This is a genomic window from Marinobacterium ramblicola (assembly GCF_019084545.1).
Lineage (GTDB): Bacteria > Pseudomonadota > Gammaproteobacteria > Pseudomonadales > Balneatricaceae > Marinobacterium_D > Marinobacterium_D ramblicola.
Map to the genome: position 1 here is coordinate 15,525 of NZ_JAHREP010000007.1, position 25,606 is coordinate 41,130.

The 25,606-nt window shown below is 61.8% G+C and carries 23 protein-coding genes; 17 read left to right on the plus strand and 6 right to left on the minus strand.

Annotated elements, in window-relative coordinates; translation table 11 throughout:
- The first annotated feature begins 347 nt into the window (after positions 1-347).
- The 8 genes from KQ940_RS06795 to ppk1 all read left to right on the plus strand — a co-directional run bounded on the left by KQ940_RS06795 (position 348) and on the right by ppk1 (position 10,539).
- Positions 348-2,306, plus strand: a complete 1,959-nt coding sequence (locus tag KQ940_RS06795; protein WP_217412688.1) for a methyl-accepting chemotaxis protein — start codon at positions 348-350, stop codon at positions 2,304-2,306.
- 96 nt (positions 2,307-2,402) lie between these two features.
- On the plus strand, positions 2,403-3,281 hold the full coding sequence (locus tag KQ940_RS06800) for a DMT family transporter (protein WP_217412689.1): 879 nt from the start codon (positions 2,403-2,405) through the stop codon (positions 3,279-3,281).
- 18 nt (positions 3,282-3,299) lie between these two features.
- The gene (gene mutM / locus KQ940_RS06805) at positions 3,300-4,112 is read left to right on the plus strand and encodes a bifunctional DNA-formamidopyrimidine glycosylase/DNA-(apurinic or apyrimidinic site) lyase (RefSeq protein WP_217412690.1); all 813 of its coding nucleotides are present in this window, start codon (positions 3,300-3,302) and stop codon (positions 4,110-4,112) included.
- Between the two features lie 37 nt (positions 4,113-4,149).
- Entirely contained in the window at positions 4,150-5,067 is a 918-nt protein-coding gene (locus KQ940_RS06810; RefSeq protein ID WP_217412691.1) for an alpha/beta hydrolase, read from the plus strand.
- 98 nt (positions 5,068-5,165) lie between these two features.
- Entirely contained in the window at positions 5,166-5,696 is a 531-nt protein-coding gene (locus KQ940_RS06815; protein ID WP_217412692.1) for a phosphatase PAP2 family protein, read from the plus strand.
- A complete protein-coding gene (locus KQ940_RS06820) occupies positions 5,697-6,743 on the plus strand; it encodes an MJ1255/VC2487 family glycosyltransferase (protein WP_217412693.1) in 1,047 nt (348 codons plus the stop codon). It begins immediately after the preceding gene.
- 574 nt (positions 6,744-7,317) lie between these two features.
- Positions 7,318-8,328: a porphobilinogen synthase gene (hemB, locus tag KQ940_RS06825; protein ID WP_217412694.1), complete on the plus strand. Its 1,011-nt coding sequence runs from the start codon at positions 7,318-7,320 to the stop codon at positions 8,326-8,328.
- Positions 8,329-8,376: 48 nt separating this feature from the next.
- Positions 8,377-10,539: a polyphosphate kinase 1 gene (gene ppk1 / locus KQ940_RS06830; protein WP_217412695.1), complete on the plus strand. Its 2,163-nt coding sequence runs from the start codon at positions 8,377-8,379 to the stop codon at positions 10,537-10,539.
- Here ppk1 and KQ940_RS06835 read toward each other — a convergent pair.
- Positions 10,536-11,372 (minus strand): SDR family oxidoreductase, encoded by an 837-nt coding sequence (locus KQ940_RS06835; RefSeq protein ID WP_217412696.1) that lies wholly within the window; start codon positions 11,370-11,372, stop codon positions 10,536-10,538. The genes ppk1 and KQ940_RS06835 overlap by 4 nt on opposite strands.
- A 47-nt stretch (positions 11,373-11,419) precedes the next feature.
- Between KQ940_RS06835 and KQ940_RS06840 the strand changes: the two genes are divergently transcribed.
- From KQ940_RS06840 to KQ940_RS06850, 3 genes are all read left to right on the plus strand, one after another.
- Positions 11,420-12,337, plus strand: coding sequence for a hydrogen peroxide-inducible genes activator (locus KQ940_RS06840; protein WP_217412697.1), 918 nt, complete (start codon positions 11,420-11,422; stop codon positions 12,335-12,337).
- Positions 12,338-12,369: 32 nt separating this feature from the next.
- Positions 12,370-14,463: an ATP-dependent DNA helicase RecG gene (gene recG / locus KQ940_RS06845; protein WP_217412827.1), complete on the plus strand. Its 2,094-nt coding sequence runs from the start codon at positions 12,370-12,372 to the stop codon at positions 14,461-14,463.
- 84 nt (positions 14,464-14,547) lie between these two features.
- Positions 14,548-15,063, plus strand: a complete 516-nt coding sequence (locus KQ940_RS06850; RefSeq protein ID WP_217412698.1) for a DUF501 domain-containing protein — start codon at positions 14,548-14,550, stop codon at positions 15,061-15,063.
- Between the two features lie 18 nt (positions 15,064-15,081).
- On the opposite strand, the gene KQ940_RS06855 is transcribed toward KQ940_RS06850, so the two are convergent.
- A complete protein-coding gene (locus tag KQ940_RS06855; protein WP_217412699.1) occupies positions 15,082-15,465 on the minus strand; it encodes a DUF3775 domain-containing protein in 384 nt (127 codons plus the stop codon).
- Positions 15,466-15,620: 155 nt separating this feature from the next.
- Between KQ940_RS06855 and KQ940_RS06860 the strand changes: the two genes are divergently transcribed.
- Positions 15,621-17,453, plus strand: coding sequence for an adenosylcobalamin-dependent ribonucleoside-diphosphate reductase (locus KQ940_RS06860; RefSeq protein WP_343222625.1), 1,833 nt, complete (start codon positions 15,621-15,623; stop codon positions 17,451-17,453).
- 112 nt (positions 17,454-17,565) lie between these two features.
- Here KQ940_RS06860 and KQ940_RS06865 read toward each other — a convergent pair whose 3' ends face one another.
- Positions 17,566-17,814, minus strand: a complete 249-nt coding sequence (locus tag KQ940_RS06865) for a YfhL family 4Fe-4S dicluster ferredoxin (protein ID WP_217412700.1) — start codon at positions 17,812-17,814, stop codon at positions 17,566-17,568.
- 32 nt (positions 17,815-17,846) lie between these two features.
- The gene (coaD, locus tag KQ940_RS06870; protein WP_217412701.1) at positions 17,847-18,326 is read right to left on the minus strand and encodes a pantetheine-phosphate adenylyltransferase; all 480 of its coding nucleotides are present in this window, start codon (positions 18,324-18,326) and stop codon (positions 17,847-17,849) included.
- A gap of 375 nt (positions 18,327-18,701) precedes the next feature.
- On the opposite strand from coaD, the gene KQ940_RS06875 reads away from it, so the two are divergent.
- Positions 18,702-19,334: a TetR family transcriptional regulator gene (locus KQ940_RS06875; protein ID WP_217412702.1), complete on the plus strand. Its 633-nt coding sequence runs from the start codon at positions 18,702-18,704 to the stop codon at positions 19,332-19,334.
- Here KQ940_RS06875 and rsmD read toward each other — a convergent pair.
- Together rsmD and KQ940_RS06885 are read right to left on the minus strand one after the other, a co-directional pair.
- Positions 19,323-19,937, minus strand: coding sequence for a 16S rRNA (guanine(966)-N(2))-methyltransferase RsmD (gene rsmD, locus KQ940_RS06880; protein WP_217412703.1), 615 nt, complete (start codon positions 19,935-19,937; stop codon positions 19,323-19,325). The two genes, KQ940_RS06875 and rsmD, sit on opposite strands and share 12 nt — an antisense overlap.
- A 3-nt stretch (positions 19,938-19,940) precedes the next feature.
- Entirely contained in the window at positions 19,941-21,098 is a 1,158-nt protein-coding gene (locus KQ940_RS06885) for a hypothetical protein (RefSeq protein ID WP_217412704.1), read from the minus strand.
- Positions 21,099-21,248: 150 nt separating this feature from the next.
- Here KQ940_RS06885 and ftsY point away from each other — a divergent pair, with 150 nt between their 5' ends.
- The 4 genes from ftsY (at position 21,249) to rpoH (ending at position 25,442) form a co-directional block, all read left to right on the plus strand.
- Positions 21,249-22,748 (plus strand): signal recognition particle-docking protein FtsY, encoded by a 1,500-nt coding sequence (ftsY, locus tag KQ940_RS06890; protein WP_246589823.1) that lies wholly within the window; start codon positions 21,249-21,251, stop codon positions 22,746-22,748.
- A 9-nt stretch (positions 22,749-22,757) separates the two neighbouring features.
- On the plus strand, positions 22,758-23,426 hold the full coding sequence (ftsE, locus tag KQ940_RS06895) for a cell division ATP-binding protein FtsE (protein ID WP_217412705.1): 669 nt from the start codon (positions 22,758-22,760) through the stop codon (positions 23,424-23,426).
- Entirely contained in the window at positions 23,416-24,438 is a 1,023-nt protein-coding gene (gene ftsX / locus KQ940_RS06900) for a permease-like cell division protein FtsX (protein WP_217412706.1), read from the plus strand. Before ftsE ends, ftsX begins: the two co-directional genes overlap by 11 nt.
- A gap of 149 nt (positions 24,439-24,587) precedes the next feature.
- Positions 24,588-25,442 carry an RNA polymerase sigma factor RpoH gene (gene rpoH, locus KQ940_RS06905; protein ID WP_217412707.1) on the plus strand — a complete coding sequence of 285 codons (855 nt, stop codon included), beginning with the start codon at positions 24,588-24,590 and terminating at the stop codon, positions 25,440-25,442.
- Positions 25,443-25,606 lie beyond the last annotated feature (164 nt).

Sequence of the window (25,606 nt, forward strand, 5' to 3'; positions counted from 1 at the left end):
GATCTTTTGCGTTACAACGCCGTTCGGCGTTTCCAGCTTGATGAATCCTCCAAATCAGATACTCCCGAGTTCCGATAAATTTTTATGGACGGGCGGATAGCTCCCGGTGAGGGTAGGTGCGCACGGTTAGTCATCCAGTGTGGGTTTGCAATTCAGTTTCTATAATCAGGCTTGGGGATGTCGGAAAGAGGTAGCTCATCATCCTGTATTAGGAATATCTTATATTACAAACTTGTTAAACTTGAACGCTGAGCATGCCAGGGTCATGACCTGTCGGTGGCGCAGGCGCTCACGCTAAACAAGTATGCCTTCTTCGCGACTTCGCGAGGTAAGTAGTAGGGGACTTTATGAGAATCAAGCAGAAGCTGGTGGCCGCCTTTCTGGTCACAACCCTGGTGCCGATCGCGCTGTTGGCGAGCTATATGATCTCCCAGTCGCGAACTCAGGCAGAGAAACGGTTCGTCGAACTGAGCGGTAAAGAGGTGAAGAAGCTCGATGCTGCATTCACCGCGTTCTTCCATGAGGTGGCTGCCAATGTGGACTTTCTGGCGCGTTCACCGGTTCTCAAGCAGGCGGACGGCAGTTTGTCGACCTACATGGATAAGTCCGGCCAGCAGATGACCCCCGATCGCAACGGTCCCGTCGAGCAGGAGATCTATGCCTTGCTGGAGCGTTTCGGTGAAACCCATCCCGGCTTTGCATACGTCTACATGGGCACGGCCGACGGCGGTTATGTGCAGTGGCCGAAGGGAAAGTCCGGCGACAATTACGATCCGCGCAAGCGGCCCTGGTATCAGCGAGCGCTTGAAACACCGGGCAAGCTGGGCATGACGGGCGCCTACTATTGGGCTACCGATGACCAGACGCTGTATGGCGTGGTGAAGTCGTTCGATACGGCGGAGCGGAAAAACTACGGCGTTATGGCAATGGATGTATCGCTCAACGCATTGACCGAGATGGCCCGGGATGCCGAGCTGGGTGAGCAGGGTTACATGATGCTGATCGAGGATACCGGTACGGTGCTGGTGGATGCGGCCAACCCGGAGCACAACTTCAAGAAGCTTCGCGAGCTTGAGGGAGACGACTACAGGAGACTGGCTGATACCGATAACGGCCAGATCCGTATCTCACTGAATGGCGAGAGCTACGAGGCGACGGTGCATCGCTCGCCGGAGCTTGGCTGGAAAATGATCGCCTTGATGCCACGCGGTGAAATTATGGCACCCGCCACCGGAATCATCTGGACCACGCTGGGTGTTACCGCAGTAGCCGTGTTGGCGGTACTGGTGCTGGCGTTCTGGATCTCCGGCATGCTGGTCAAGCCTATCCTGCTGGTCAGCGCCGGATTGCGCGAGATTGCGGAGGGGGGCGGAGACCTGACCCGGCGTCTGAGTGTGACCAGCCGGGATGAGGCGGGTGAGTTGGCGCAATGGTTCAACCAGTTCCTGGAGTCGATTCAGCAGTTGGTGGCGCGCATCAACGGTACCGCGCAGCAGTTCAAGGGCGTATCCGAAGAGGGGCGCCGGAGTGCACTATCCGTCGAGGCGGCCAGCAATCATCAGTTCTCCGAAGTGGAGGCGATGGTGGCGGCTATCAACGAGATGTCGGCTACCTCCAACGAGGTGGCTCGAAACTGCGCGATGACGGCCGATGCGGCTGCGGTTGGTCAGAGCGTCAGCGAAAGTGGCAAGCAGGTGGTGGCGGAAACCGAGGAGAGCGTAAGGGCGCTTAGCGGCCAGGTGAGCCAGTCGGTGGGCTATATCCGTGAGCTGGAGGATGAAACCGGGCGCATCAACACCATTTTGGGGGTCATACGAGGGATCGCCGAGCAGACCAACCTGCTGGCATTGAATGCTGCGATCGAGGCCGCCCGGGCTGGTGATCAGGGGCGCGGATTTGCCGTGGTGGCCGATGAGGTACGCAGTCTGGCGCAACGCACGCAGGAGTCCACGGAGGAGATCGATACCCTGCTGGCGCGGCTCAACAGTCGAACTCATCGGGTGGTGGAGAACATGGACGCCAGCCAGATACAGTCCGAACGGGCCGTTGAGCGAGTGACTCAGGCGCGGGAGGCGTTCGAGTCGATCAAGGCGTCGATCGATCAGATTACCGACATGGCGAGCCAGATAGCCAGTGCGGCCGAAGAGCAGCACCAGGTATCCGAAGGGATCAACGCCAACATCGAGGCGATTCACGGGGCGGCGAACGAGGTCAATGAGGTATCGTCGCAAGTGGCGAAGAATGCGGAGCATCAGGCCCGGTTGGCCGCTGAACTGACCGGGTTGGTCAATCAGTTCAAGGTGTAATCTGTATTGGCAAAGGGTGCCGGGCTGTCTATGGGATTTCACCCTGACAGTCTGGCATAGTATGGCGTCTTCAACGATCTGCAATGGGGCGCTTGCATGACGCCGACCGGTTTCAAACAGTGGATTCCGCTGATATTCGTTTTGCTGTGGAGCACGGGCTTTATCGGCGCCAGGTTCGGGCTGCCCTATATCGAACCGTTCAACTTCCTTTTTATCCGTATGCTGTTCACGCTGGTGCTGTTTTTCGCACTGATTCTGGTGCTGAAGGCGCGCTGGCCCAGTCCGCGCCAAGCGATGCATCAGATGGTGGTTGGAGCGCTGGTGCATGCGGCCTATCTGGGTGGCGTGTTCGCTGCCATCCGCTGGCAGATGCCTGCCGGTGTCGCGTCGCTCATCGTCGGTCTGCAGCCGCTGTTGACCGCCTGCCTGGCGCTGTTGCTCTGGCAGCAGCGGCTGAAGTCACTGCAGTGGATCGGTCTGGTGCTTGGTTTGGCCGGAGTGGCACTGGTGCTGGTCGGCGGCAACCGGTTGGGTCAGTTCGAACTTCTGCCACAGGCGATGGCGGCGATTCTGATCGCCCTGTTCGGTATCTCGATCGGTACCCTGTACCAGAAGCGCTTCGGCCAGGGGGTGGATCTGCTCTCGGGCTCTTTTTTCCAGTATCTGTCCACGGCCCTGCTGATGGGGCTCCTGACCTCGACTTTCGAGCAGGGAGTGGTCGACTGGCAGCCACCGCTGATTGCGGCGCTGGCGTGGCTGGTGATCGGTTTATCGGTTTCGGCGATACTGTTGCTGATGTTGATGATCCGCGAGGGGGAGTCGGCGCGGGTCGCCAGCTACTTCTATCTGGTGCCGCCGGTGACGGCCGTTGAGGCTTGGTGGTTGTTCGATGAGCGGCTTGGCTTCCTGGCGCTGTGCGGCGTGGCGGTAACCGTAGCCGGGGTGTTTCTGGTCCTGCGGCCGCAGGCTCGTTAATCGAAATGGAAAGAGTGGATGCCGGAATTACCAGAAGTTGAAACCAGCCGTGCGGGGATCGAGCCCCACCTGCTGGGGGGCAGAATCACCCGCCTGGTGGTGCGACAACCGCAGCTGCGCTGGCCGATACCGGCCGATCTGGCCGCGAATCTGGAGGGGCAGCGCGTGCAGGCGGTGCATCGGCGCGGCAAGTATATCCTGATCGAGGTCGCCAGCGGCGCGGCGTTGCTGCATCTGGGCATGTCGGGTAGCGTGCGGATTCTGCCGCGGGGGACGCCAGCCGGCAAGCATGATCATGTGGATCTGGAGCTGGAGAGCGGACAGATGCTGCGTCTGACCGACCCGCGCCGCTTCGGTGCATTGCTATGGCAACCCGCGGGCGAGTTGCATCCGCTGCTGGCCTCGCTGGGGCCGGAGCCTCTGTCGGAGGCGTTCGATGCCGAGTATCTGCTGCGCTGCTGCAAGGGGCGGCGCAGCGCCATCAAGGCGCTGATCATGGATAGTCATGTCGTGGTCGGCGTCGGCAATATCTACGCGAACGAAGCGCTCTATCTGGCGGGTATCGACCCACGTCGAGCAGCCGGTCGGATTTCGGCTGAGCGTCTTGCGCGCCTGGTCGAGGCGATCAAGAGTGTATTGACCCGCGCTATCGCCCAAGGTGGCACTACGTTGAGGGACTTTGTCGGCGGTGACGGCAAGCCCGGGTATTTCAGCCAGCAACTGCATGTCTATGGCCGTGCCGGCGAGCCCTGCCCAGGTTGTGGTGCGCGACTGCAAGAGGTTCGTCTGGCGCAACGCAGTACGGTTTACTGTAAGCTCTGTCAGAAGTAGTGCCGCTTACCGGTACGGTGATAGTTACGGAGAGAGCATGAACCGTCCCGCTGAACATTTCGCACCACCGCTGTTCGATGCACCGGATGATCCGATCCGTGCTGCGCTGCGTGCAAAGCTGGGTTTGGCGCCGTTCCTGAAACAGCGCGAAGCCTTCCGCATCGGTCCGGATGGGATACATTGTGAGTACTACCATCATGCCGAGAGTGCGCCGCTGATCCTGTTCCTGCCGGGGATCGGCACCTACTGCGAGCTGTACGCCGAGCTGCTGGCGTCGCTCAGTGCAAAAGGGTTCAACGTGGTCGGAGTCGATCCCCGGGGTCATGGCTATTCCGACGGGCGGCGTGGCGAATACACCGTAGAGCAGACCGTCTGCGATCTGGAGCGGGTGGTGACGGCTCTGCAGCCGCGCAGCAATGGTCGGGTCGGTGTTTACGGGTACTCGATCGGCGCGATGCTGGCGGTGGCGCTGGCGGAGCGCGACGAGCGGATCTCCGCGGTGCTTTGTGGCACGCTGCTGCTGACCGAGGTGCCTCCTGATATTCTGCACCAGTTCGGCTGGTTCTGGACCTGGGGCTCCGCACAGATCTTCCCCTCCCTGCGTCTGCCGTTGCGCTCGTTTATCGATTACGACACGCTGCTGGCCGGAAATCCGGCGGGTGAGGCGATCAACGACGACCACCGGGTGGTGTTCGATTACCCGCTGAGAACCCTGTCCAGCCTGTTTACCCATCGTGCCGGCGTGACCAAACAGCGCTACGATTTTCGGGCGGCGATCATTCAGGGCGAGCACGACGAGGTGCTGCCGTTGGACTACACCCAGCGTGTACTGGCGGCACTGGAGCACCCGTTTGAGCTGCTGGCTGTCCCTGGTGAGGGGCACATGATCCCCTGGGACAATCCGCGCCGACTGACCGCATTGACCGCAGACTGGTTCCGGCGCACGCTGGACTGAGCGGGCCCACGTCACCAAAGCGTCAACCGCTGGTCATCGGACTGTCATCCGCCTCTGTGAATAATGCCCACAAGGCTGCACAGACCCGGATGACCGTCATGAACAGACTGCAGAAACTGACCGCCATCGATACCCGGATTTTCTACTGGTGCAACGATCTGCACCGCAATCTCGGCATGGCGCCAGTCAGTCGATTTGTCTCCCGGTTAGGCGATGGTGTGTTGTACCTGTTACTTGGATTGGGGCTTGCGCTCTGGGAGCAGGAGCTGGGGCTGACCTTTCTCGAGGTCGGGCTGATCGCGTTTGCGCTGGAGATGCCACTCTATCTGATACTGAAAAACACCATTCGTCGTGACCGCCCCTGCCACCGTCTGGCTGGATTCAGAGCCGTGATCGAACCGTCCGACAAGTTCAGTTTTCCATCCGGCCACGCTGCGGCAGCCTTCCTTTTTGCCACCGTGTTGGCAAGTTTTTATCCTGCGCTGGCGCTGGGCGCCTTTATGGTTGCGACGATGATCGGCCTGTCGCGGGTGCTCCTGGGCGTGCACTACCCCACCGATATTGCGGCCGGTGCGCTGCTGGGTGTCTGCAGTGGTGTGTTCTCGCTGCACCTGTGGGAGGTGTTCTGAGTGCGAATCCTGTATGGCGTTCAGGGTACAGGTAACGGCCATATAACCCGTGCCCGGGTGATGTCCAGGGCGCTGGAACTTGCCGGTGTCGAGGTGGATTACCTGTTCAGCGGCCGGGCGCCGGACCGGTTCTTCAATATGGAGCCGTTCGGCGACTACCGGGTGCGCCGTGGGCTGACCTTCTACACCGACGCCGGCAAGGTACAGTTGGGACGGACGCTGTTCGGCAACAGTTTGATTCAGCTCTGGCGCGACGCCAGGGCGCTGGATCTGAGCGACTACGATCTGGTGCTGTCCGATTTCGAACCGGTTACGGCCTGGGCCGCCAAGCTGAAACGGGCGCCCAGCGTCGGCATCGCCCACCAGTATGCCTTCTGCTACCCGGTACCCGGTTCGGCCTCGGCACCCTGGTTGAAACCGGCGCTGGGTCTGATGGCACCGGTTGAGCAGGCGATCGGAGTGCATTGGCACCACTTCGACGCGCCGATCTTGCCGCCGTTGATCGAGCCACCCTGCTATCCGCTGACCCGGACGGCGGGGGAGATACTGGTCTACCTGCCGTTCGAGGATCTGGAAGCGATTCGCTGTGTTCTGCTCGGCTTTCCAGATCATCGTTTCCTGATCTACACCGGCGTCGAAACGCAACGGATTGAACAGAATCTGGTAATCAAACCCTTCTCCCGTGACGGCTTTCAGCGCGATCTGGCCGGCTGTGATGGCGTCATTGCCAATGCCGGTTTCGGCTTGTGCAGCGAAGCGATCCAAGCCGGTAAGAAATTGTTGGTTAAGCCCCTGGCCAACCAGGTCGAGCAGTCTGCCAACGCGACCGCCCTGAACGCGCTGGGGCGCGCTGCGATCATGTCCCGACTCGACGTTGACGCAATAGCCGATTGGCTCGGCCGGACCAACCCTGAGCCTCTACCCTGGCCCGATACTGCGTCGGCGCTGGTGGAGTGGTTACTCGCCGGTCGCCGCGAATCACTGGAGTCGCTGTCGCAACGGGTGTGGGCGGGCCGACTGCCGGCACTTGAGCGCTCGGCATCCTAACCTCCCGCTCTTCCCGACAAGCTTCGGACTCCGCCACTGTCGGTCATGGCGGGGGCTGAAATCGTCCCTATCGCTCATCTCTGGCGATTTTGGCCTGTTAATCTCAAATTGATTGAGGCGAAAGGTTTCGAGGCAGGGCTAAACAAGGGGGATTCAGGGATGAAACAGGGGGCTGTAAAAAGACAAAGGGGTGTATGTTCCGTCATACACCCCTTTCTTGGCGTCCTTATGTCCATGCATCGCCACGCTCCATGCGTGCGTCCTGCTGTCCGTTGATGCGGTTTACGCGCCATCCGGGCATTCAGTCCCTGAACAGGAGATCCTGAAACCTATTATGACCGCACCTGCAAAAAAGGATATAGGAATTTTTCCTAGTTTTTGCCGATCTACTTTCGGAAATTTCATGATCGATATCGATAAACGCGCCAGAGGCAACGTATCAGGGCTGATGAGGCGGACGGGCGAATACGCTAGAATTTCGTCAGAGACCAACAAGACCTTGTATTCCTACCTGCTGTCATGCAAGTGTCATCATACTGTCGTCAAATGCGAATCCAGAATTAAGGAATAGACCGTGGCTTTCACCAACAGTCAGCGTTTTTACCCCGATACCCGTATGCGTCGAATGCGTGCCGACGATTTTTCCCGTCGAATGATGCGCGAAAATCGGCTCGCGCCTGACGATCTGATCTACCCGATGTTCGTGATCGAGGGTAAGGGTGAGAAAGAAGCGGTGGCCTCCATGCCCGGAGTCGAGCGGTTGAGCATCGATCTACTGGTGCGTGAAGTGAAAGAGGTGGCGGCACTGGGCATTCCCGCGGTGGCACTGTTCCCGGTCACACCGCTGAGTGCCAAGTCGGAGCTGGCGGAAGAGGCGTACAATCCGAACGGACTGGCTCAGCGTGCGGTGCGGGCGATCAAGGATGCGGTGCCCGAGCTCGGTGTGATCACCGACGTGGCGCTGGACCCGTTCACCACTCATGGCCAGGATGGCATCATTGACGAGCGCGGTTATGTGCTCAACGACCGCACCGTCGAGACACTGGTGCGTCAGGCACTGTCGCACGCCGAGGCCGGCGCCGATATCGTTGCGCCGAGCGATATGATGGATGGCCGCATCGGCCAGATCCGCGACGAGCTGGAGGACCAGAGCTTCGTCAACACCCGCATCATGGCCTACTCTGCCAAGTATGCGAGTGCCTACTACGGTCCTTTCCGCGATGCGGTGGGCTCGGCTGGAAATTTGGGCAAGGGCAACAAGTTCAACTACCAGATGGATCCGGCCAACAGCGATGAGGCGCTGCACGAGGTGGCGCTGGATCTGGCCGAGGGCGCCGACATGGTGATGGTGAAGCCGGGCATGCCCTATCTGGATATCGTGCGCCGGGTGAAGGAGGAGCTGAAGGTGCCCACCTTCGCCTACCAAGTCAGCGGCGAGTACGCGATGCACATGGCCGCGTTCCAGAACGGCTGGCTGGATGAAGAGAGTGTGATGCTGGAGTCGCTGCTGGCATTCAAGCGCGCGGGTGCCGATGGCATCCTGACCTATTTCGCGATGAGGGCGGCGCGTCTGTTAAACCGCTAATCTATTACTGGCAGGAAGATGATGGATCTGAATACGGGAGTCGGAGAGATGAGTGAGAGCGCCGAGCTGGACCAGGCGTGCGAAGCGACGGTCGCGTTGCGCGACAGTCGTGAAAGCCTGCCCACGATCGATCCGATCGAAGCCCCTCCGGTGGATCTCAAGGCACCCGAACTCTATATCAACCGTGAGCTGAGCCATCTGCAGTTCAACGTGCGCGTGCTGGAGCAGGCGCTGGACGAAAAGCAGCCGCTGCTGGAGCGGCTGATGTTCCTGCTGATCTTCTCCAGCAACCTGGACGAGTTCTTCGAGATCCGCGTGGCCGAGCAGATGCGCCAGCTCAAGTACGGTCGTGAAGCGGTGGGACCCGATGCCATGCATCCGCAGAAGGTGCTGGAGAAGATCCGCGAGATCTGCGAGATCAACATCGAGCGCCAGTACCGCATCCTCAACGAGATCATGCTGCCGGCGCTGGAGCGGGAGGGGATCCATTTCCACCGCCGCGGCACCTGGACCCCGGAGCAGCGGGCCTGGGTCGAGGAGTACTTTAATGAGAAAGTGGTGCCGGTGATCAGTCCGATCGGCCTCGATCCGTCGCACCCCTTCCCGCGCCTGGTCAACAAGAGCCTGAACTTTATCGTCGAGCTCGACGGTAAGGATGCGTTCGGCCGTGAAACCGGTATGGCGATCATTCCGGCGCCGCGCTCGCTGCCGCGGTTGATCCGGCTGCCGGATGAGCTGTGCGATGGCGGTGACAACCTGATCTTCCTGTCATCGATCATCCACGAGTTCGCCGACACCCTGTTCCCGGGCATGACAGTAGACGGCTGCTACCAGTTCCGTATTACCCGCAACGCCGACCTGTCGTTCGATTTCGAGGAGATCGAAGACCTGGCGCGTACGCTGCGTGGTGAGCTGCACTCGCGCAAGTTCGGCGATGCCGTACGGCTGGAGGTGGACAATAGGACGCCGGAGCACTTGATCGCCTTCCTGCAGGAGGAGTTCAAGCTGCCGGCCGCGCACCTGTACCGGGTCGACGGGCCGGTCAACCTGACCCGGCTGATGGCGGTACGCGATCTGGTCGAGCGCAAGGAGCTGCGCTGGGATCCGTTCACGCCGGGACTGCCCAACAAGCTGAAAAGCTCCGATGATGTCTTCTCTGCGCTGAAGCGAGGCGATCAGCTGCTGCTGCACCCCTTCCAGTCGTTCACCCCGGTGATCGATCTGCTGCGCCAGGCCGCCAAGGACCCGGAGGTGATCGCGATCAAGCAGACGCTGTATCGCACCGGGGTGAAGTCGGATATCGTCAACGCCCTGGTCGAGGCGGCACGCGCCGGCAAGGAGGTGACCGTGGTGATCGAGCTGCGCGCCCGCTTCGACGAGGAGAGCAACTTGCAGCTGGCCAGCCGCCTGCAGGAAGCCGGCTGCCTGGTGGTCTATGGTGTGGTCGGTTACAAGACCCACGCCAAGATGATGCTGGTGGTGCGCCGCGAGGGGAACAAGCTGGCGCGCTACTGCCACCTGGGTACCGGTAACTACCATTCCGGCACCGCGCGCCTGTATACCGACTACAGCTACATGACTGCCGACGAGCAGGTGGGCGAGGATGTGCACAAGATCTTCCAGCAGCTTACCGGCATGGGCAAGATCCAGAAGCTGCAGAAGCTCTACAATGCGCCGTTCACCCTGCACGCCAAGATGATCGAGCTGATCCATAACGAGATCCGTAACGTCAAGGCGGGCAACGAAGGGCATATCATCATCAAGGTCAACGGTCTGACCGATCCGAAGCTGATCCGTACGCTGTATGAAGCGTCCCAGGCCGGGGTTCAGATTGATCTGATCATCCGCGGCATGTGCCGCCTGCGACCGGGGCTGGAGGGGATCTCGGAGAATATCCGGGTACGCTCGATCATCGGCCGCTTCCTTGAACATACCCGGGTCTACTGGTTCGCCAACGCCGGCAAGCCGACGGTGATCTGCTCCAGTGCCGACTGGATGGAGCGCAACATGCTCAACCGCGTCGAGACCGGCTTCGAGCTGTACGGCAAGCATGCCGCCCGTATCCGCAGCGAACTGGAGTACTACCTGCGCGACAACTGCCAAAGCTGGGAGCTGCACTCAGACGGCAGCTATACCCAGAACCAGCCCGCCGAGGGTGAGGAGCGGTTCAGCGCGCAGCAGACGCTGCTCAACGAGTTGGCTAACAGCTAGCTTGGGTTAAGCTCCGTAGCGTAACCGCTTCTGAAATCGGGGTGGATGAAGCGGTAACCGCTGGCCTTGAGGCGGGCATTGCTGCAGCGTTTGCTGCCGCCCCTGCGCACCGCCTGTTGCTCTTTGATCGCACTGCCGGTCTGTTGTGCCAGCCATGCCATCACCTCGCTGATTGGCGTCGGTGCATCGTCGCTGGCCAGATAAAGCGACGCCACACGCTCTCCCGAACGGTCAAGTCGAGTCAGGTGGGCTAATATACCTGCACAATCATCCCGATGAATTCGATTGCTATAGTGTATGGGGGTGTTGGGTGCGACGATGCCGCTGCGCACCTGATTGAGCAGGTGCTCGCGTCCCGGGCCGTAGATGCCGGAGAAACGCACCACCGTGGCCGGACAGTCGGCCTGTAGCGCCAGTCGCTCGCTCTCCAGCAGGATACGGCCGGTTTCGTTGTCCGGTTCGGTGGGGCTGAACTCATCCACCCATTGATGGTCATCCTGGTTGTATACACCGGTCGAGCTGACCAGAAACAACCGCCGGGGTGGAACGGGCAGGGCGGCCAGTACCCGACGCAGGCCATCGACGTAAACGGCACGGTAGATCGCCGGGTCCCGGCTCTTGGCGGCGGCGCAGTAGACCAGGTAATCGCAGGCGGGCAGCGGCGGCACGCCGTCGGCGCGGGCCAGGTCGGCCGCGATTGGCTGGATGGGTGCGGGGAGCTGGTTTATAGTACGCCGCAAACCAAGGACTTCGGCGCCCTCTGTGCCGAGCCTGAGGCCTAGAGCGGTACCGACATCTCCGCAGCCGGCAATCAGAATCCGAGTTGTGTGCATCCGGGTCTCCGTGCATTCAATCGGCGCATCTTACCAGAGGATTATGCATGACGCTGACAGAGCTTCGCTACATCGTCACCCTGGCCCAGGAGCAGCATTTCGGTCATGCCGCCGAGCGCTGCTACGTCAGCCAGCCGACACTCTCGATCGCGGTGAAGAAGCTTGAGGAGGAGCTCGGAGTCGCCCTGTTCGAGCGCAGCAAAAACGCGGTTCGGGTGACCCCTGTGGGGGAGAAGGTGGTGCGCCAGGCACAGATGGTGCTGGAGCAGGCCGAGGCGATCCGCGAGATGGCCAAGGAGGGCAAGGATCAACTGGCCTCGCCGCTACGCGTCGGCGCCATCTATACCATCGGCCCCTACCTGTTTCCCCGCCTGATTCCGCAGATGCAGACGCTGGCGCCGCAGATGCCGCTCTATATCGAAGAGAACTTCACCGAAGTGTTGCGCGGCAAGATCCGCAACGGCGAGCTCGATGCGGTGATCCTGGCGCTGCCGTTCCACGAGCCCGATGTCCTCACCCGAGCACTCTACGACGAGCCGTTCATGATGGTGCTGCCCAAGGATCATGCGCTGGCGAAGGAGAGCGAGATCGATGCCAACCGGATCAACGAGGAGCGCATGCTGTTGCTCGGCGAGGGGCACTGCTTCCGTGACCAGGTGCTCGAGGCCTGTCCGACACTGAACCAGTCCTTCCATGACCAGCACACCATCACCGAGGGCAGTTCACTGGAGACGATCCGCATGATGGTGGCCTCGGGGTTGGGCACCAGCGTGTTGCCGATCTCGGCGATCGAGGGGCATCCGTCTCGCAACCTGGTCGCCACCCGGCCGTTCAAGGCGCCGCAACCGACCCGCACCGTGGCGCTGGCCTGGCGCGCCAGTTTCCCCAGACCGCAGGCGATCGAAGCCCTGATGCAGGCGATTCTGGCCTGCCATCAGCAAGAACCGGTGCTGGATATCGCCTGATGCTTCCGGTGGATGGCGCAGCGGTGACCAACATGCCACCGGGCGGCAGCTCGCTGGGCACCGGCCTGCGGCCGGTCACCGATCTGAAAGGGGTTGGCACGGCGCTGGCGCTGACACTGCAGAGGTTGGGTATCGACAGTATCCAGGATCTGCTGTTTCACCTGCCGCTGCGCTACCAGGATCGAACCCGGATCCTGCCGATCGGCTCGCTCAGACCCGGTGATGAAGGGGTGATCGAAGGCACCATCGCCGCCAGCGATATCGTCATGGGTCGACGTCGTGCGCTGCTGTGCCGGTTGCAGGACGGTACCGGCACGCTCAGTCTCAGATTTTTTCACTTCAGTGCGAGCCAGAAAAACAGCCTGGCGGCCGGTGTCCGCGTGCGCTGCTTCGGTGAAGTCCGGCCGGGGCCGGCGGGGTTGGAGATCGTACACCCCGAGTACAAGGTCATCGCTGCCGACGGCACCGTTGCTGTCGAGGCCTGTCTGACCCCGGTCTACCCGCTGACCGAGGGGCTGACCCAAAGCCGTATTCGCAGTCTGGCTCTGCAGGCGCTCGGCTGGCTCGACAAGGGGATAGTCGAGGATCTGATTCCCGAAACATTGCGGCAGCAATGGAAGTTGCCGGAGCTGCGGCAGTCGATCCGCTACCTGCATCAACCGCCGGTGGATGCCGATCAGCAGGGGTTGCTGGCCGGCACCCATCCGGCACAGCGGCGGTTGGCGTTCGAGGAGCTGCTGGCGCACCATCTGTCTCTGCTGCAGATCCGCCACCGAGTGCGTGAGCAGGGGGCGCCAAAGTTGAAAGCGACCGGCAGGTTCAGCGTTCCGTTTATCGAACAGCTGCCGTTCGCGCTGACTCAGGCCCAGCTGCGCGTCGCCCGTGAAGTGGCACGCGACCTAAACATGCCAGTGCCAATGTTAAGGTTGGTGCAGGGGGATGTGGGCTCGGGGAAAACGGTGGTGGCGGCATTGGCCGCGCTGCAGGCACTGGAGAATGGGGCCCAGGCCGCGGTGATGGCGCCCACGGAGATTCTTGCCGAGCAGCACTTCAACAACTTCAGCCAGTGGCTTGAACCGCTCGGTATCACCGTCGCCTGGTTGGCCGGCAAGGTCAAGGGCAAGCAGCGGGCACGCGAGCTGGAGCGGATCGCCAGCGGCGAGGCGCAACTGGTGGTGGGTACTCACGCCCTGTTCCAGGAGGAGGTGCGTTTTGCCAACCTGGCGCTGGTGGTGGTCGACGAACAGCATCGCTTCGGCGTGCACCAGCGGCTGAGCCTTCGGGAGAAGGGACGCAATCGCGAGCAGACGCCGCACCAGCTGATTATGACCGCGACACCGATCCCGCGCACGCTGACCATGAGTGCCTACGCCGATCTCGACTGCTCGATCATCGATGAACTGCCGCCGGGGCGCACCCCGATCAATACCGTGGTCATCGCCGATAACCGCCGGGATCAGGTGGTCGAGCGGGTACGCAATGCCTGTCGCGAGGGGCGCCAGGCGTACTGGGTCTGCACCCTGATCGAGGAGTCCGAAGCCCTGCAGTGCCAAGCCGCCGAGGTCACCGCCGAGGCGCTGCGCGAAGCCCTGCCGGAGCTACGTATCGGCCTGGTCCATGGTCGGCTGAAAGCGGTGGAGAAGGTGCAGATCATGGCCCGCTTCAAGGCCGCCGAGCTGGATCTGCTGGTGGCGACCACGGTGATCGAGGTCGGTGTCGACGTGCCTAATGCCAGTCTGATGATCATCGAGAACCCCGAACGTCTGGGACTGGCCCAGCTGCATCAGCTGCGCGGGCGGGTCGGACGCGGCTCGGTCGAGAGTTTCTGCGTGTTGATGTACCATGCACCGCTTTCCCAGCAGGGGCGCGAGCGGCTGGCGGTGATGCGGGAGAGTACCGATGGCTTCCGTATCGCCGAGAAGGATCTGGAGCTGCGCGGCCCCGGCGAGGTGCTGGGCACCCGGCAGACCGGCATGATGCAGTTTCGCATGGCGGATCTGCAGCGCGACGCCGACCTGCTGCCCAGGGTCAAACGTGCCGCCGCCGATATCGAGCAGCGTCCGCTGCTGTCCCAGGCGCTGATCCGGCGCTGGTTAGGGCTGGGTGCCGACTACGCCCACGTCTAAACTCTACTCATGCGGCACGATACTGCGTTGTAGCCTTGCCTCGTACTCGCCTGAGCGAATTTAACGGTAAAAATCAGGTAACCCATGCTGCCTACAGCCGAACAACTTGAGATGATCGAGCGTCAGCTCGGACGCAAACCGCGCGGTATTGCCGCCATCGCCTATGCCACCGAGCAAGGTGTACCTGTGGTACTGCAGATGCGCTCGCTGATCGACGACAAGCCCTTTCCGACCCTGTACTGGCTCTGTTCCCGAGAGCTGTACCAACGCATCGCGGAGATCGAAACCGCCGGTTGGGTCAAACAGATCGAGCAGGAGTTGGCAGACGATGCCGAGCTGAGAGCGCGTTATCTCGCTCAGCAGCAGGCCTATGTCGATCTGCGCTGGCAACTGATGGACCCGAACGATAAGTCGCGTATCGAGGAACTCGGCTTCACCGACCTGTTCCACCGCTACGGCATCGGCGGCATCGCGCAGTGGGACAAGGTGCGCTGCCTGCATATGCAGTATGCCCATCACCTGGTGGCGGAAAACCTGGTCGGTGAGCGGATGGACAGGGAGTTCAGTTTGAACGAGTGTCTAGTATCGCTAAGCAGCTGAAGTTTCTTCCGGTCGAGGTCACTCGCAATTGATATCGAACTGATCGAGCGCCTCGCTCAGGTAATCCGGCAACAGCGGGTGCGCGATCAGATAGCGGGCGGTATGGCTGTTCCAGCTGTCCGCTGCTTCGGCTAGAGCCGCATCCCACTCTTCCCGGTCGAAATCTCCCCGTCCCAGCCACAGCAGCGCTACCACCTCCTGCTGCTGATCCGGTTCCAGATCGTTGATGATCGACTCGAACTCCTGGAAGGTGGTGTCGCCCAGGTGGTCTGCCAATACCTGCCGGGCCCAGTCGTCGGCCGGGCTGATCGGCTTTTCCGGAATGCTCACCGCCTCTTTGGCGTGAAACTCCCGGGCCAGCTGAATCAGGCGGCACAGGGTCTCTGAATTGGTGTTCAACATGCTGCTGCCCTCCTTATGACCGTCGACTTAAAGTCTAGGTGTTTTGGGCTCGAATGCGCTGGCGCGGATGAGTTGCGCCGCCTGAAGGGTAGGATCTCGGTGGCGCCACTATACTGCCGGTAACCCCTTTTTCCCGATACCGGACCGAAATGCCCGTGGAGATCGATACAGAACCGCCGTTCAACCCCGTTGCCCGCGCTATCTGGCACGACAAGTATCGCTGTGTCGACCCGCAGGGGGCGGGTGAAGCCGATATCGATGCAACCTGGCGCCGGGTGGCCGGGGCGCTGGCCGCGGCCGAGAGCCGTGACCGCCGAACCTGGGCCCGGCGTTTCCATGCCTTGTTGACCGACTTCACCTTCCTGCCCGGAGGGCGCATTCTGGCTGGCGCGGGCACCGGTCGGCGGGTGACCCTGTTCAACTGCTTCGTCATGGGTCGGCTCGAGGACTCCATCGACGGCATCTTCAGCGCCCTGCGCGAGGGGGCGCTGACCATGCACCAGGGCGGCGGTGTTGGCTACGATTTTTCGACCCTGCGTCCCGCCGGCACCCGTGCCGAGGAGAGCGGCAGCATTGCGTCCGGGCCGCTGTCATTCATGCAGGTATGGGACAGCATGTGCGCCACGCTGCTCTCCACTGGTGCCCGCCGCGGGGCGATGATGGCGACACTGCGCTGCGATCACCCCGATATCGAGGCGTTTATCGACGTCAAACGCGATCCCGCACGGCTGCGCCGCTTTAATCTCTCGGTACTGGTGTCCGATGCGTTCATGCGCGCGCTCGAGCACGATCAGTCCTGGCCGCTGGTGTTTCCTCTGCAGGCGCTGCCGGCGGGCGAGGCGGACGGTGCGGAGGTGATCGCCCGTGAGTTGCCCGGCTACGACGCGCCCGTGCCGTGCAAGGTCTGGCGCCGGGTCAGTGCACGCGCGTTGTGGCGACGGTTGATGCAGGCGGCCTACGACTGCGCCGAACCCGGCGTGCTGTTCATCGACCGGATCAATGCCGAGAACAACCTGTACTGGTGCGAGCGGATCAGCGCCACCAACCCCTGCGGCGAGATTCCGCTACCGCCCTACGGCGCCTGCAATCTGGGATCGCTGAATCTGACCCGCTTTGTCGACAGCCCGTTCTCCACCGCGGCCCGGTTCGATTTCGATGCGCTGGAACGCAGCGCCGGGTTGGCGACGCGAATGCTCGACAACGTGATATCGGTGTCGCGCTTCCCGTTGCGGGTACAGCGACAGCAGGCGCGGGCCAGCCGCCGCATCGGTCTGGGGCTAACCGGCCTGGCCGACGCGCTGATCATGCTTGGCCTGTGTTACGACAGCCCGCAGGCGCGGGAGCTGGCGGCGCAGGCGATGCGCACCCTCTGCCACGGCGCCTACCGTGACTCTATCGCGCTGGCCGCGGAGCGCGGCAGCTTTCCGTTGTTCGACCGGGAGGCGTATCTGGATGCCGCGTTCATTCGCCGCCTGCCGGCGGATATTCGCGATGGTATCGCCCGGGACGGGATCCGCAACAGCCACCTCTGTGCCATTGCGCCGGCGGGTACCATCAGCCTGCTGGCCAATAATGTCTCCAGCGGTCTGGAGCCGGTCTATGCCTTCAGCCAACAGCGCCGCATCCTGCAAGCAGATGGGCAATACCGGATAGTGGAGCTGAGTGACTATGCCCGGGCGCTCTGGCGCCAGCAGTATGCCGATCGGCCGTTGCCGCCGGCCTTTGTGGCGTCTGCCGAGCTGGTGCCGCAGGCGCATCTGCAGATGCAGGCGGCGCTGCAGCCCCATGTCGACAGCGCGATCTCGAAGACGATCAATGTGCCCCAGACCTATGAGTATGATCGCTTCGAGGCGATCTATCGCGAGGCCTACCGTCTGGGACTCAAGGGGTGCACCGCGTTTCGTCCCAATGCGGTCACGGGCTCCATTCTGGCGGCCGATGGTGAGGCTCAAATCCACTGCTGCAATCCCGAGCGTGAAGCGGACTAAGTGGCGACGGGTGGGCGGGGAGATAAAAAAATCCCCGCACGCGGCGGGGACTCTTCAAGCCCGGAAGGCGGGGTGGACCCACCCTGTAACCGGGTATCGATACGGCAGGAGATTAACCCTGCATCAGCTTCTGGTATTTCGCCATCAGCTGGTCTTCCGACTCGACATGGTCCGGGTCTTTCGGGATGCAGTCGACCGGGCACACCTCGACACACTGTGGGGTGTCATAGTGGCCTACGCACTCGGTGCATTTGCCCGGATCGATTTCATAGATTTCTTCACCCGGAGAGATCGCCTCGTTCGGGCATTCCGGTTCACATACATCACAGTTGATGCATTCATCGGTAATCATCAATGCCATGCTGGCTACCTCAATGACTGACAGGGTTCAAATTACGGCTGGTAGTGCTGTTTCAGGGCTTTCGCAACCGACGGGTGGACGAACTGGCTGACATCTCCATCCAGTGCCGCGATCTCACGGATCAGCGATGACGAGATGAAAGACAAACTTTCAGCCGGCGTCAGGAATAAACTTTCGACCTCCGGTGCCAGCTTGCGGTTCATATTGGCAAGCTGAAATTCATACTCGAAATCGGATACCGCGCGAAGACCGCGCAGGATAACGTTCGCATCCTGCTGCCGAACGAAGTCAGCGAGCAGACAGTCAAAGCCAACCACTTCCACATTGTCGAGATGAGCCAGGGCCTGCTTGGCCAGCCCGACTCTAAGCTCGAGATCCAATGCAGGCCCCTTCTTGGGGCTGTCGGCAACGGCGACGACGATACGATCGAACAGGCGGGACGCGCGTTCAACCAGATCGGCATGGCCGTTGGTAATCGGATCGAAAGTACCGGGGTAGACTACCGTATTCATTACAGGCGCTTACCTATGTAGTTATGAGCGACACTGCTGCAAAGGGGGGCGAGGCCGGCATTTTTGCATCTGCACAGGGTTCAAGCTCCCTTAAGGCGCGGATGTTAGCCCAATTGCCTGAGGCGCACAAATAGATTAATGGAATCGAATATTTGATTTTGGTTATAAAAAATAAACCTTTATATCCTTTATGGTAATAAGAACGCGCTGTTCCTGTCGTTCCATGTCGGTTATACCGGGGCAGGGAGGGGTTTATATGACGTTTTGGTGACGAATGGGTGACATCGCTTGATAACTGTCGGGCGGCATCGTAGCTTCTTGCAACTGCCCGGCACCAATGATGCAGCCGGGTGCGCAGTCACTAAGGAGAGGGGAGTGGTCAGGCGTAGCCGAGAAGAGGCGGAGGCGACACGGCAGGCATTGCTGGATACCGCATTGGTGCTGTTTGCCGCGCAGGGGCCGGAGGCGGTCACCATGAAACAGGTCGCCGCGCAGGCGGGGGTTACTCATGGTGCGATGTACTGGCATTTTCGCAACAAGCAGGATCTGCTCGATCAACTGCAGCAGCAGTGTGATCTCCCCTTTGAACAGCACTATCTTGAGCAGCGTCAGGCGGTGCAGCAGGATGCACTCGGCGCCCTGGATGGGTTTGTGCGCGGCAGCCTGACGCAGATCGCCAGGGATCCGCGTGCCCGCAATATCTACCGCTTGTTTCACTATGGCCGTGCCTGCTCACCGGAGCTGGCCCATCTCCAGCCGCTGCTTGATGGCCAGTTGGAGCTGTTGCAGGGCTATCTGCACTACTTCCTGAAGCAGGCGCGCAAACAAAAGCAGCTGCGCAAGAAACTGGATTTGGATCAGATCAGTGCCAGCATGCTGATCAGTCTGGTTGGCGTGCTCGACCTTTGGTTGACCCTGCCGGAGCGCTTCGATCTCATCCATCAGGTCGACTGTCTGCTGGCGATTCAGCTCGAGGGGCTCAGGGCGCTCAAGCCGTCAATGCTCTGAGCTGCGCTCGTACAGCCGGTAGCTGACTTGGCCGGCCTGCTTCTCCCGGTACAATTGCCAGTCGTCCGGTAGCGGCGGCAGCTTCAGTTCACGTTCGCACTCGATATAGATCATCGCCCTGTCGGCCAGCAGATTGCGGCTCTCCAACAGCGCACACAGCGGCGCCACCAGCCCCTGTCTGAACGGGGGATCCATGAATACCAGATCGAAACGCTCCGCCTCGTCCGTGGGGCGGGTGTCCAGCCATTCCACGGCGGCGGCGTTGATCACCTCGGCGTTCTGCGCCTTCAGCAGCTGCAGGTTGGCCTGCAGTGCGCGTGCGACCTGGGGTGAGCGGTCGACGAAAGTGACCGAGCCGGCGCCTCGCGATAGGGCTTCCAGACCCAATGCCCCGCTGCCGGCGCAGAGATCGAGGCAGCGGGCGCCTTCGGTGACCCCCTGTAACCAGTTGAACAGCGTTTCGCGCACCCGGTCCGGGGTGGGGCGCAGGCCGTCGATCTCGGGAAACGCGACCCGGCGGCTGCGCCATTGGCCACCGATGATGCGGACATACGCGTCTTCTGCAATGGGGTGGCGGGGGCGTGCGGGGTTGCGGCGGGTCATGGGTCAGTGTCCAGCGGTATCGAAACGGATATGAAGGCTCTGCGCCGGCGGCAGGGTATCGCGCAGCAGCTGGCGCGCCTGTGCCAGGTCCAGAGCGTTAAGTGTATCGCGAAACGCCTTGTGGCTGTCCAGCGGCAGGCGATACAGCGCGACCAGATCGAGCCACTGGCCGGGGGCCTCCGCCTCGATGCGCGTAAGCTGCTGCAGCAGTCCGTCGCGCGTTGCATCGAGCAGCGGCTGGTCCAGCTGGCGTGCCAGCTGCTCTCCCAGGGTGCCCGGGTCGTCTGTTCCGTGCAGCAGCAAGCCGCGATAGCCGCCGCTGAGCAGCGGCCGCCAGAGCCAGCGGTAGTCGGCGTTGGCCGTCTGCGTTCGGGGCAGCAGCTGTGCAACCAGTTCGGCACCCAGGCGCTGCTGCGCCAGTTCACGACCATCGGTGGGGGCGGATATCGGCTGGGCGATCAACTGCCAACGGGTGTCGAGACGGCTGCTGCCGGTGTCGGCTATCAGCAACTTGCCGCTCTGCCAGCTGGAACGGTCATCACGAGCGGCCTTGGGCGGACTGGTGGTTTGGCCGGTGGTGCCCATGTCGCCGACCAGTGTCCAGCGCGGTGGCGGTAGCCAGAGTCTTGAGTAGGCTGTGGTCAGGTCGAGACTCGGTTCCCGCTGTTCGCCGAAAGCCGCCAGCAGGCGATCTTCGGCGGACTGGCTCTGCAGATAGCGTTCGGCCTGCAGGCGTCGTTTCAGCGTCGGCCAGTCAAGCCTGGGCGGTTGTGCCAGCAGGCTCAGCAGCTGCTGCTGTTGCGCCGCCGTCGGCCGCGCCTGCATCTGCATCCTGAGCGCCAGATAGCTGCTGCTGCGGTGCAGGACCGCGTGCCACTCTTGCCTCGCGAGCCAGTTCTGTACCGTTGACCCATCCAGGTGTGTGCGTAGCGCGTGCTCGATTGTCTGATCCAGCACCCAGCCCTCATCGCTCAGCGCGCTGGTTAAGGGCAGAATCAGCGTCAATTGGTATCCCGCTTCGTTTGCGGGCAGCCGATAGCCGGTCTCACTCTGCCAGCCCAGTTGGTCCAGCGGCCGGGCTGTTTCGCCACTGCGATGCAGAATCAGGATAACGATCGGTAATATCCAGATCAGAATCAGCAGGTATCGTCGGTTGAACAACGGTTGGTGTCGGACTTTGACCAAAGCTTTATGCGTCCTTCGCTTAAGTAACGGCAGCGCTATGGTAAGATAGCGCGCTTTGGAATTTCATCGAATGGGGGCGATGTCGGTACGGCTGAGCGCCCCTGCTACCCGGATACTACAGAATTTATGGAAGCACTCTACACCTGGATGCTCGAAAACGGGCTGGATCCCAACCTGGTTCCCTATGGAATCGGCGCCCTGGCGTTCGTTATCCTGCTGCTGATCTATGTCTACCTTCGCGGCGAGAAAAAGGAGCAGGCGCCAACTGCAAGCACTGGCGAGGCTAAAGTCGAGGAGGCTGCAGAGCCCCACCTCGAGGTCGAGCCCGAGCAGACACTGCCCGAAGCCGCCGCCGAAGCGGAATTGATAGCGGCTGAACCCGCCGCGTCGACCGAGGCAGCGCCTGAAACCGAGATCGAAACGGAGGTCGTTGAGCGGGAAACCGTTGAGGCGGCCGAGGAGGCAAGCGACGCCGAGCTGCAGGCCCGGGAGCCGGCCGAGGCCGAGCGTCTCGAGCATGAGCAGGCGCTGGCTGAAGCCCAGGCCGCAGAGCAGAAAGCCGCGGAAGAAGCGGCGGCGTTGGCCGCTGCCGAACAGGCCGAGCGTGAAGCCGCCGAAAAAGCGGAACAGGAGCGCCGCGCCGCCGAGCAGGCCGCTGCCGAAGCGGCTGCCAGGGCCAAGGCAGAAGCCGAAAGTGGCGACGTGCGTAAAACGCGCCTGTTCGAGCGGATCAAGAGCGGCCTGAGCCGCACCAAGGCGGGGCTGACTGAACAGCTGGGCAGCCTGTTCCTCGGCTCCAAGGAGATCGACGACGATCTGCTCGAGGAGATCGAAACCCTGCTGCTGATGGCCGATGTCGGCGTCGAGGCGACCACCGAGATCGTCACCCGCCTGACCGATCGGGTCGAGCGCAAGCAGTTGAAGGATCCAGAAGCGCTGCGCGAGGCGCTGAAAGAGGAGCTGGCCGATCTGCTCGGCGGTGTCGAACACCCGCTGCGACTGCCCGAGGACAAGACGCCGGCGGTGATCCTGATGGTCGGCGTCAACGGCGTCGGCAAGACCACGACCATCGGCAAGCTGGCCAAACGCTACCAGAGCGAGGGCAAGTCGGTGATGCTGGCCGCAGGCGACACCTTCCGCGCCGCCGCGGTGGAGCAGCTGCAGGTCTGGGGCGAGCGCAACAATGTGCCGGTGGTGGCGCAGCACACCGGCGCGGACTCCGCCTCGGTACTGTTCGATGCGCTGCAGTCGGCCAAGGCCAAGGGCGTGGACGTGCTGATCGCCGATACCGCCGGCCGCCTTCAGAACAAGGACAACCTGATGCAGGAGCTGCAGAAGGTGGTGCGGGTGATGCAGAAGCTCGATCCGAGTGCGCCGCACGAGGTGATGCTGGTACTCGATGCCGGCACCGGGCAGAATGCGATCAGTCAGGCCAAGCAGTTCAAGGAAGCGGTGGGTGTCAGCGGCATTACCCTGACCAAGCTCGACGGTACCGCCAAGGGCGGCATCATCTTCGCCATCGCCAAGCAGTTCGGCCTGCCGATCCGATTTATCGGCGTCGGTGAACAGGTCGACGACCTGCGCCCATTCGACGCCAAAGAGTTCGTCCAGGCGCTGTTCGATTAAGAGCACTCTATGACCGCGATCCGCTTCAGCAATGTCGGCAAGCGCTACCCCAACGGCCATGATGCGCTGGTGGGGTTGAACTTCACCCTGGAGTCGGGGGAGCTGGCGTTCCTGACCGGTCACTCCGGTGCCGGCAAAAGTACCCTGTTGAAGCTGGTCATGCTGATGGAGCGACCCAGTCGCGGTGGGGTATGGGTCGGCGATCGCGACCTGACCAAGCTGCCGCGCAAGCAGATCCCCTTCCATCGCCGCGAGATCGGCGTGGTGTTCCAGAATCACCAGCTGCTGTTCGACCGTAGCGTATTCGACAACGTGGCGCTGCCGCTGCAGATCTCCGGTTATGATCCGGCGGATGCGGCGCGGCGGGTGCGTGCGGCGCTGGACAAGGTGGGCCTGCTGTCGCGCGAGAAACTGAACCCGATCACCCTGTCCAGTGGTGAGCAGCAGCGTGTCGGTATCGCCCGCGCCATCGTGCACAAACCCAAGCTGCTGCTGGCCGATGAGCCCACCGGCAACCTGGATCCGGAATTGTCCGAGGACATCATGCACCTGTTCGAGCAGTTCAACAGTATCGGCACCACGGTGTTGATCGCCAGTCACGACCTCTCTCTGATCAATCGCCTGCGTCATCGCGTCCTGCATCTGCAGGGCGGAAGGTTGGTGGCCGATGGCTACTGAGCCGCGTCAGCGCCAGGGTGCCAGCCGCCGTACCGAGGCGCCCCGTCGCAGTGAAGCATCGCGCCGCGGCGCCGAGCAGCACCGCATCGGTCTGGGCGATCGCAGCCGAGGCTGGCTGCGTCACCACATCGAGGTTGCGCGCCAGGCATTGATCCGGCTGTGGAGCACGCCGCTGGCCTCGTTGATGACGCTGGCCGTGCTGGCGATTGCGCTGGCGCTGCCCGGCTTTATCTTCACCGCACTGAAAAACGTGGAGCAGCTCACCGCTGGACTGGATACCGACCCGCATATCTCGCTCTATCTCGATGTGTCGCTGAGCGATGAGCGTATCGACAGCTTCAGTCGTGAACTGCTGCTGCGCGATGATCTGGCCTCGGTGGAGCTGATCAGTCGCGATAAGGGGCTGGAGGATTTCAAGGCCTACACCCGCTTCGACGACCTGCTCGAGTTCTTCGACACCAACCCGCTGCCTGCCGTGATCACCCTGATTCCACGGGACGATGATCCGGCGCAGCTGCAGGTGCTGCAGCAGAAGATGGCGGCACTGCCGGAGGTCGAGGAGGCGCGGCTGGACCTGGAGTGGGTGCGCCGGCTCGGTGCCTTTATGGCTCTGGCCGAGCGCAGCGCCTGGGTGCTGGGCGGCCTGTTGGCGTTGACGGTGCTGCTGGTGGTCGGCAATACGGTGCGGATGACGATCGAGAGCCGACGCGACGAGATTCAGGTCAGCAAGCTGGTTGGGGCCACCGATGCCTGGGTGCGTCGGCCGTTTCTGTATAGCGGGGTCTGGTTCGGCACCTTCGGTGCCCTGCTGGCCTGGCTGCTGGCGCAGCTGGCGCTGGCGTTGATTTCGGAGCCGGTGCAGGCACTGGCGGTGCTGTATCTGAATGGCTATGTTGTACAGGGGTTGGGGCCGGTGGAGTCGCTGACGCTGCTGCTGAGCGGAATACTGCTGGGTCTGGGCGGAGCCTGGATCGCGGTGGGACGCCATCTGCGCGATATCGAACCCGGCTGATCGGCCGGGTGTTGCGTTTTGTTCGGCCAGAGGCTATTTTTTCCGGTCCGAAATAGAATTGAATGGCTGCGGGGATGGAACTTTGGCCCCCGGCCGCCGGTCTTACAACCGGTTTCAAACTGCTGGATGTTGACGAGGTGACTCCTTAAATGGGCACGAGCTTACAAGTTGTCGAACAACTCTCTCCGGGGCGCAATGTCGACGCCTACGTACAGAGCGTGAGCACAATACCTATCCTCACCGCCGAGGAGGAGAGAGAGCTGGCTGAACGTCTGCACTACCAGAACGATCTGGACGCGGCACGCCAGTTGGTCATGTCCCACCTGCGCTTCGTCGTGCATATCGCACGCAGCTACTCTGGCTATGGTCTGCCGCTGGGCGACCTGATCCAGGAGGGCAACGTGGGTCTGATGAAGGCGGTTAAACGTTTCGACCCCACCATGGGGGTGCGTCTGGTCTCCTTTGCCGTGCACTGGATCAAGGCGGAGATGCACGAGTTCATCCTGCGCAACTGGCGTATCGTCAAGATTGCCACCACCAAGGCGCAGCGCAAGCTGTTCTTCAACCTGCGTTCGCAGAAGAAGGGTCTGGGCTGGATGAGCAACGACGAGGTCGAGGCGGTGGCTCAGGATCTGGGCGTCGATGCCAAGACCGTGCGTCAGATGGAGGGTCGACTGGCCTCCACCGATACCGCCTTCGATGCGCCGCTGGACAGTGACGACGACAGCGCCTGGCAGGCACCGGCCGCCTATCTGGAGGATCACAGTGCCGATCCCGCCAGCCAGCTCGAAGAGGCGGACTGGGAGGAGAGCTCTCAGCGCGCACTGATGCAGGCGATGGCGGCACTCGATGAGCGCAGCCGCGATATCCTGATGCAGCGCTGGCTCAACGAAGAGAAAGCGACACTGCATGATCTGGCGGCCAAGTATGGCGTCTCCGCCGAGCGTATCCGCCAGCTCGAGAAAAACGCCATGAACAAGATCAAGGCAGCGATGGTCGCCTGATCCTCCGCGTTGCAAGCCAAGCCGCTGTACGATCCGGGAATACCGGAAAGTTCGGCGGCTTTGTCGTTTTTATTATCTAATTACCAAGCCGGGCTGGTGGTACCGCTACCGTGCGACGCGCTATGCGTCATCCCTGACCGCTCGACTGCCGCCTTCCCTGGCGG

What these genes read in the sequence shown, in the direction of transcription:
- KQ940_RS06795 (WP_217412688.1), top strand. Translation starts at nt 348, where the DNA reads ATGAGAATCAAGCAGAAGCTGGTGGCCGCCTTTCTGGTCACAACCCTG.
- KQ940_RS06800 (WP_217412689.1), top strand. Translation starts at nt 2,403, where the DNA reads ATGACGCCGACCGGTTTCAAACAGTGGATTCCGCTGATATTCGTTTTG.
- mutM (WP_217412690.1), top strand. Translation starts at nt 3,300, where the DNA reads ATGCCGGAATTACCAGAAGTTGAAACCAGCCGTGCGGGGATCGAGCCC.
- KQ940_RS06810 (WP_217412691.1), top strand. Translation starts at nt 4,150, where the DNA reads ATGAACCGTCCCGCTGAACATTTCGCACCACCGCTGTTCGATGCACCG.
- KQ940_RS06815 (WP_217412692.1), top strand. Translation starts at nt 5,166, where the DNA reads ATGAACAGACTGCAGAAACTGACCGCCATCGATACCCGGATTTTCTAC.
- ppk1 (WP_217412695.1), top strand. Translation starts at nt 8,377, where the DNA reads ATGAGTGAGAGCGCCGAGCTGGACCAGGCGTGCGAAGCGACGGTCGCG.
- KQ940_RS06835 (WP_217412696.1), bottom strand. Translation starts at nt 11,372, where the DNA reads ATGCACACAACTCGGATTCTGATTGCCGGCTGCGGAGATGTCGGTACC.
- KQ940_RS06840 (WP_217412697.1), top strand. Translation starts at nt 11,420, where the DNA reads ATGACGCTGACAGAGCTTCGCTACATCGTCACCCTGGCCCAGGAGCAG.
- recG (WP_217412827.1), top strand. Translation starts at nt 12,370, where the DNA reads ATGCCACCGGGCGGCAGCTCGCTGGGCACCGGCCTGCGGCCGGTCACC.
- KQ940_RS06850 (WP_217412698.1), top strand. Translation starts at nt 14,548, where the DNA reads ATGCTGCCTACAGCCGAACAACTTGAGATGATCGAGCGTCAGCTCGGA.
- KQ940_RS06855 (WP_217412699.1), bottom strand. Translation starts at nt 15,465, where the DNA reads ATGTTGAACACCAATTCAGAGACCCTGTGCCGCCTGATTCAGCTGGCC.
- KQ940_RS06865 (WP_217412700.1), bottom strand. Translation starts at nt 17,814, where the DNA reads ATGGCATTGATGATTACCGATGAATGCATCAACTGTGATGTATGTGAA.
- coaD (WP_217412701.1), bottom strand. Translation starts at nt 18,326, where the DNA reads ATGAATACGGTAGTCTACCCCGGTACTTTCGATCCGATTACCAACGGC.
- rsmD (WP_217412703.1), bottom strand. Translation starts at nt 19,937, where the DNA reads ATGACCCGCCGCAACCCCGCACGCCCCCGCCACCCCATTGCAGAAGAC.
- ftsY (WP_246589823.1), top strand. Translation starts at nt 21,249, where the DNA reads ATGGAAGCACTCTACACCTGGATGCTCGAAAACGGGCTGGATCCCAAC.
- ftsE (WP_217412705.1), top strand. Translation starts at nt 22,758, where the DNA reads ATGACCGCGATCCGCTTCAGCAATGTCGGCAAGCGCTACCCCAACGGC.
- ftsX (WP_217412706.1), top strand. Translation starts at nt 23,416, where the DNA reads ATGGCTACTGAGCCGCGTCAGCGCCAGGGTGCCAGCCGCCGTACCGAG.
- rpoH (WP_217412707.1), top strand. Translation starts at nt 24,588, where the DNA reads ATGGGCACGAGCTTACAAGTTGTCGAACAACTCTCTCCGGGGCGCAAT.